At 55.8% G+C, this 6923-nt stretch carries 6 protein-coding genes; 3 read left to right on the forward strand and 3 right to left on the reverse strand.

Annotated features, from left to right (window positions below; translation table 11 throughout):
* Positions 1 to 449: 449 nt before the first annotated feature.
* The 3 genes from QNK41_RS13650 to priA all read right to left on the reverse strand — a co-directional run bounded on the left by QNK41_RS13650 (position 450) and on the right by priA (position 4441).
* Positions 450 to 1082, reverse strand: a complete 633-nt coding sequence (locus QNK41_RS13650; RefSeq protein WP_319257842.1) for an HAD-IA family hydrolase — start codon at positions 1080 to 1082, stop codon at positions 450 to 452.
* Positions 1072 to 1866 carry a DUF1573 domain-containing protein gene (locus tag QNK41_RS13655; protein ID WP_319257844.1) on the reverse strand — a complete coding sequence of 265 codons (795 nt, stop codon included), beginning with the start codon at positions 1864 to 1866 and terminating at the stop codon, positions 1072 to 1074. Before QNK41_RS13655 ends, QNK41_RS13650 begins: the two co-directional genes overlap by 11 nt.
* Positions 1867 to 1963: 97 nt before the next feature.
* Positions 1964 to 4441, reverse strand: coding sequence for a primosomal protein N' (priA, locus tag QNK41_RS13660; RefSeq protein ID WP_319257846.1), 2478 nt, complete (start codon positions 4439 to 4441; stop codon positions 1964 to 1966).
* Between the two features lie 189 nt (positions 4442 to 4630).
* On the opposite strand from priA, the gene QNK41_RS13665 reads away from it, so the two are divergent.
* From QNK41_RS13665 to QNK41_RS13675, 3 genes are all read left to right on the forward strand, one after another.
* Positions 4631 to 4954 carry a hypothetical protein gene (locus QNK41_RS13665; RefSeq protein WP_319257848.1) on the forward strand — a complete coding sequence of 108 codons (324 nt, stop codon included), beginning with the start codon at positions 4631 to 4633 and terminating at the stop codon, positions 4952 to 4954.
* 69 nt (positions 4955 to 5023) lie between these two features.
* On the forward strand, positions 5024 to 5650 hold the full coding sequence (gene upp, locus QNK41_RS13670; RefSeq protein WP_319257850.1) for a uracil phosphoribosyltransferase: 627 nt from the start codon (positions 5024 to 5026) through the stop codon (positions 5648 to 5650).
* Between the two features lie 108 nt (positions 5651 to 5758).
* The coding region (locus tag QNK41_RS13675) for a PEP/pyruvate-binding domain-containing protein (protein ID WP_319257852.1) at positions 5759 to 6923 on the forward strand (1165 nt) is incomplete at its 3' end.

The following is a 6923-nucleotide window of genomic DNA, read 5'->3' on the forward strand; positions in this document are numbered from 1 at the left end:
GCTTGGTTTTTCAAGGTGTGGGGATAGGTGCTCATGGGTTCCGATTGTAAGCCGGGAAAGATATCGGAGGTCAGTTGTCGGTTGCCAGTTTCCGGTTATCGCAGGTTGAAGGCTGATCAGGATCGTAGATCGGTTCCAGCCGCGATTTTAAAAGATCGAACCGCAGAATGTCCAATTTCCAATATCGGATGTCGAAGGATGGTCTCGCTACGCGATAGCTGTGATTAAAAAAGGGCCGCATACCTTCCTTCTTCATTCTGCGGTTCCGTGTTCGACATTGGATATTCGCTTTTCCATTTCGTAGGTCAAGTTGCGCCGCAGGCGTTACTTGATAATCCGTAGGGTTCCATTATAGCGAAGTTTCATAAGGAGCCGAAAGCCTATTATAGGCTGGAAGCCGCTCCCCAATTCCATCATACGGCATCTTCTCTTTTGTCTTAAAAAAAAGTCTACAATCCCACCAAGTCTGCCACCTCTGCCAGCGACCGGATGTGATAATCGGCCGTCAGATCCGGGTTGCGATAGGCGACAAAGGCAATCCCGGCGGCCCTGGCCGCCATTTCGTCCACCGGGGAGTCGCCCACATAGATCACCTCAGCGGCTGACACCGAAAAGTGCTCGACCACCTTGATCAGCGCTTCGGGGTGGGGTTTGGGAAACTGGACGTCCAGTGCACAGACCACCAGGTCGAAGAGGTGGTCGATGTGGTTGTCCGCCAGTACGCGGGCCATGGTGTCGGTGCGGTTGGTGGCCACCGCCGTTTTAAAGCCAGGGCGAAGCGTCTCCAGCAACGGCACCAACCCCGGTTCCATCTGCATGAACTTCAAAAAGGGCTGGTACCCCAGCTGTCTGCGGTAATCCTCGGCAGCCTTGCGGGTGGTTTCGTCGCGGATCAGGTATGCCAGGGATTCACCTACGGTGTGCATGTGGACGTAGGCCAGCTGCTCCGGGACCATGGCCGGCAGGTGGCAATAGTCCAGCACGTGGTTGTAGTAAGCCCGGTTGGCCTCCCGGGAATCGAACATGACGCCGTCACAGTCGAAGGCAACGACCTTTGTTCGCTGAGCGCGATTATCCGTCACTGGCACTTTTTTTCGGTGGGGTGGGCGCGGGTTGAGGCGCCACCGAAAGTATCTGGCCGTAAACCGGAACGGTGATCGTGGGTTTGATGCTGCTGTCCGTGGTCAGGATCACCGTGTCCGCATATCGCCCGGCGGCGGTTTTTTTGTTTTCAATGGTCAGGATATAACCATCACCATCGGCCTTGCTGAATTCCTGGACATCAAAAACGATATCGTTTCCGTTTCTGGCTTTTACCCCGAGAATTTTGAATGGATAGGCTTTTTCGCGGGTAATGGTGATCGCCTTTTTAATGTCGGTTCCCGCCTGGCCGACCAGACGGGCATAGGCTGGATCCATGCGTGCAAAGTGGATTACCGTACCGGTAATGTTCAATGTGACCCGTGCGTTGTCCGGGTCGTTGGTGAAGACCTCGATGTTCTTTTTCAGGGTCCTGCCGCCGTAGCCGCTGGTGTTGACCTTGATGCTGATGATTCCCTCGCCGCCGGCGGGGATCTGCCTCGGGTAGGAGGCGACCGAACACCCTCAGCCGGTTTTGACCTGGGTTATGGCAAGGGGGCCGTTTCCGGTATTTTTTATCGCAAAGTCATGGGTGATCTGGCTTCCGTCAACCACCGGGTCGAATTCATATTTCAGTTCGGGCAACATCACGCCGGGCTTTTCGATGGCCGCGACGGCGGATGATGCCTGACCGGTTGAAGCCTTGTCCTCCGACGCACATGTAAAGGTCGCGGCGGCCAACAGCATCACGATGGTTGCCGTGAATGCAAGAATACGAAATCTCATGGGTTGTTCTCCTTGTTGGAAAATATGCGGATCAACATCGGTTTTTTTTCTAATGATCAAACCATTATATTTAAGCTTCGGCACTGATCCTGTCAAGTTACATCAGAAAAAACGGGTCCACATCAACGGTGACCTTGATCTGCCGGCCGGCGGGTGCGGCACGATGATCCAGGATCAGCTCATATGCAAATCGGTGAAGCATTGCCGTGTGCGGACTTTTGATCAGGATCTGCCAGCGGTGGTGCTTGGCAATGCGGGACAGCGGCGCTTCAAGGGGGCCCATCACTTGAATCCGTCCGTAATACGGTCCGTCCGCAGCCAGTAGTTTACGACAGTTCTCCCCCAATGCCCTGGCATGGGCGGCCGCCTGCTTCGAATCTTTACTGGATATGCGCACGGCAATCATGCGGGAAAAGGGCGGATAACCCAGGGCTTTTCGAAAGCCGATCTCCTGATTGTAAAATGCTTTGAAATCCTGGTCTTTCGCCGCAAGGATGCTGAAATGGTTCGGGTTGTAGGTCTGGAGAATCACCCGGCCGGGTTGATCGCCGCGACCCGCCCGGCCCGCCACCTGGGCCAGCAGTTGAAAGGTCCGCTCCCCGGCGCGAAAGTCAGGAAAATTCAGGGTCAGGTCGGCACAGACCACCCCTACCAGGGTGATGTCCGGAAAATCGTGCCCCTTGGCCACCATCTGGGTGCCGACCAGGATGTCGATCCGGCGGTGCTTCAGATCCTTCAGAAGGTTTACGACCGACCCTTTGCGGGTCATGGTATCCCGGTCCATGCGTGCCACCCGTGCCTCGGGGAACAATTGGGTCATCGCCTCCTGAATTTTTTCAGTTCCCACACCCAGCAGCCTGATTTTCTCGGATCCGCAGGAGGGGCAGGTGGACACGGCGGCTTTGGAAAACCCGCAGTAGTGGCAGCGAAAGGCATTGGCCCGTTTGTGAAGGGTCAGGGAAATATCACAGTTTTTGCATCGAAGGGGCTGGCCGCATTGCCCGCAGATGGGAAACGCGGCGAACCCCCGCCGGTTGAGAAAGATGAGGGCCTGTTTCCCGTCGTCCAGGGTCTTTTGGATTTCCTGCTGAAGCGGCGCTGTGATGTAACGGCGGATACCCCGGTCGTCACGACTGTGGGCAAGATCCACGGTTTGGATGGCCGGCAGCGGCTGGCGGTTGACCCGTCGTGTGAGACTGGCGGTTTCATATTTGCCCACGCTGACATTATACCAGGACTGCACCGACGGTGTCGCCGATCCCAGGATGGCCAGGGCGTTGTGGTGACGGGCCCGAACCACGGCCAGGTCCCTGGCGTTGTAGCTCAGGCCGCCTTCCTGCTTGTAGGAGGCGTCGTGCTCCTCGTCGACGATGATCAGACCGACATCGCCAAAGGGGGCGAAGATGCATGACCGTGCGCCAATGGCAATGGTCGCGTCCGCTTTGGCAATGCGAAGCCACTGGTCGTAGCGTTCGCCCTGGGACAGGCCGCTGTGCAGGACCGCCACCGTTTCTCCGAAGCGGGCGCGGAACCGGCGTTCGGTCTGAGAGATAAGGGCGATTTCCGGTACCAGCACCAGCACGCCAAGCCCCTTATCCAGGGCGGCCTGTGTCAGCCGAAGATAGACTTCGGTTTTTCCGCTGCCGGTGATGCCGGCCAGCAGGACCGTTTTGAATCCCTGTCCCAGCAGCGGTGCCATGACGCTTACCGCTTCGGCCTGCTCTTCGGTGAGCCGGGGCGGGATGTCCGGTTCGATGGGGTCGCCGAACGGGTCCCGGTAAACCGTCTTTTCGTAAACGGCGACCTGCCCGGCTTTCTGCATGGCCCGGACCAGTGCCGCAGCGGTGGGAACCCGTGTTTTCAGTTCCGGAACGCTTAGATCGCCCTCGGTCTCCAAGGCGTTCCGGATGATTTTGCGCTGCACAGAGAGGCGGTCGGAAGCGGGAGTGGCCTCCTTTACCGTCACCCATCGGACGGTTTTCGGCCGGATCTGACGGGCCTTGATCTGTCGATCCACCTGGATCCACCCTCGCTGGCGCATTTGATGGATTAATGCCCATGAGACGGGTTGGTCGATCACTTTTTGCAATTGCTTGATGCCGGCCGGTCCTTTTGCCAGTGCCGACAGGACGATTTTTTCCAGGGGAGAAGGGTGTGGCGATGCCGCGGCCGCCACACCTGCTTCGCCGATGGTCAGGATGGCGATGTCGGTAAGATTCAGTCCGGCCGGAAGGGCGGTGTGAATCACCTGCCCCAACGGGTGCATGTAGTAGGCGGCGATCCATTTGAAAAACGGGATCATGGTTTCCGGAAAAAGGGGCGTGTCGTCGAGCACATCCAGGATATGTTTGATCTCCATCGGATCAATCTTGTCGGTTGGCTCCCCTGCCGGGCCGACCAGGTATCCGGTGACCCTGCGTCTGCCAAAGGGCACCAGGACCCGTTTTCCCGGACAGGCAAGCGGGGCCAGATGCGCAGGAACGCTGTAGCTGAAGGCGTCATGGACCGGCAGGGCCACGGCCACCGAAACGATATGCCGGTGATGAATAATCAGATTTTCCTTGACAGGGATCACGGCTTCTTTTAAGTAATGATTTCAAATTGTTGCAAATATTTGCCCCAATGGCAAGCTGCAGATTCAACGCATTATAGACCCGGAAGGATACGCTTTCAACCATATCATGCGTTGCAAGTCTTCCCAATACCTGCTAATATCTTTAAATTCGACGGTTTATCCGCCTACCGCAATTGAGCGGAGACACTCATGAAAAACAAAGGAGGAAACGGTATGAACGGGATCCTGAAACGTGTGATCGTCCTGCTGACCGCCATGGCATTGGTTGCGGTTCCCTGCATGACCTGCTTTGCCGAAGGGCTAGAACAGGATGATGATATTATTGCCGGGAAAATGGCCGGTGATGCCCTGGTTGTCAGGCCTTTGGGGCTTTGCGCAACGATTATCGGTGGAGTGATTTTTGTCGTCTCCCTGCCGTTTTCCGCCTTGGGCGGCAACACTAAATCCGCCTATGACTATCTGCTGGCCGACCCTTTCAAGTTCACCTTCAACAGACCGCTGGGTGAATTCTAACCATTCGTTTAATCTAAAAAATTAAAAAATGCCCGGTGATCGATCGCCGGGCATGAACAAGGAGGACGTGTGCCCGTACATCTTGTCGAACACCCGTTGATTAGACACAAAATCGGCCTCATGCGTGGGCATGATGTGTCAACGAAAAATTTCAGGGAGCTGGCCAATGAACTGGCCACGCTGCTTACCTATGAGGCCACCAAGGACCTGGAGACCGAGACCATGACCATCCAGGGATGGGCGGGCGACGTGGTGGTTGAAAATATCAAGGGCAAAAAGATCACCGTGGTCCCGATCCTTCGTGCGGGGTTGGGGATGATGGACGGAGTGCTCAACCTGATCCCGTCGGCCAGGGTGAGTGTGGTGGGGCTGTACCGCAACGAGGAGACCCTGGAACCGGTGCGCTACTATGTCAAGATGACCAGCGACATGGAAGAGCGAATCGCCCTGATCCTGGATCCCATGCTGGCCACGGGGGGTACCCTGGTGGCCACCATCGACCTGCTGAAAGAATCTGGTTGCAAGCAGATCCGTGGGCTGTTTCTGGTTGCTGCGCCCGAGGGGCTCCAACGGCTGGAAAAGGCCCATCCCGATGTGGAAATTTACGTAGCGGCCATCGATGAAAAACTTAACGACATCGGTTACATCATTCCGGGCCTGGGTGATGCGGGCGACAAGATCTTCGGAACTAAGTAAGGGTTTTCGCAAACGGTTTAAATGAAGCGTTCGGCTACCAACCGGGCGCTTTTCTATTTCTGAAACGATCTAAAGCGCCGGATGCATGCGATTGCACCCAGGTATCACATGATGATAAAAAACCTATTTAAATACTGGACACTTCAAGTCTTCAATCCCGGAGCGGTGATCAAGGATAAATATGCTTCATTTCAGTCGCTGCTTGAAAAGGACAAACACGCCCATGAACTGATGGCTGAACTGGAGGAGATCTACTACGATCAGATGCCGGTGGATTTTAACGTCATTGAAGACAAATATGGGCAATTTTCCACCGCCGTAGGCGATATGATTGCCGATCTGTTTAAGATTTGTCCGGGCAAATACGCGGCCCTGAGCTCCTTTCACAAAAAATTCGATGATTACGTGCGGTTTATGCTCGTTTCTGAAAGGGAATCCGCGGAACCGCCCTATGCGGTGGCTTTGGACCATCGGCAGGCGTTGGAAGAATCGCTCGTCGGCGGCAAGGCGGCCAATCTGGCCAGGGCATCGCAAACCTTGCAGCTTCCTGTACCGGCGGGATTTGTTATCACCACCCGCGCGTTCCACCGATTCATTGCGTTCAACAAACTGGACGGCCTGATTGCAGATAACCTGTCCCGGCTGGATATTCATTCCGGGGCGTCCTTAGCCGACGTTTCGGATGCGATTTGCAGGGCGATTCGCGCGGCTACCGTTCCCGGAGATGTGGTCGATGCGATTACCGGTGAATTGGCAGGTTTGCAGGCTCAATGGGACCACACTAGGCGCCTGGCCATTCGAAGCAGCGCGAAAGGCGAAGACTCCAAAACCTCCTTTGCCGGCCAATACCAAACCATATTAAATGTCGGCGAAACAGATATTTTTAATGCCTACAAGCAGGTACTGGCCAGCAAATATTCCCCTTCGGCACTGGTTTACCGGATTAACTACGGTCTGACGGACCGAGAGGCTCCCATGGCAGTTTTGGTGGTGGAAATGATCGCCGCTAAGGCCAGCGGGGTCATGGTCACCCGCGAACCCAACGAAGAAGCAACCGACAACCGACTTTCCATTCATGCGGTGTGGGGATTGGGCCAACTGCTGGTGGACGGCCAGTCTGTTCCGGCGGTTTATCAGGCCGCCAAAACAGATCCACCGGCGATTGTGTCCAAACGCCCTCACCAGCAGGTTGAACAGCGGGTCTTCGATTCAGATCAGGGCCTGGTTACGCACATCTTGGATGATGCGCAAATTGCACAGGCGCCGATCCCGG

Source organism: Desulfosarcina sp. (genome assembly GCF_033791525.1).
Classification (GTDB): Bacteria; Desulfobacterota; Desulfobacteria; order Desulfobacterales; family Desulfosarcinaceae; genus Desulfosarcina.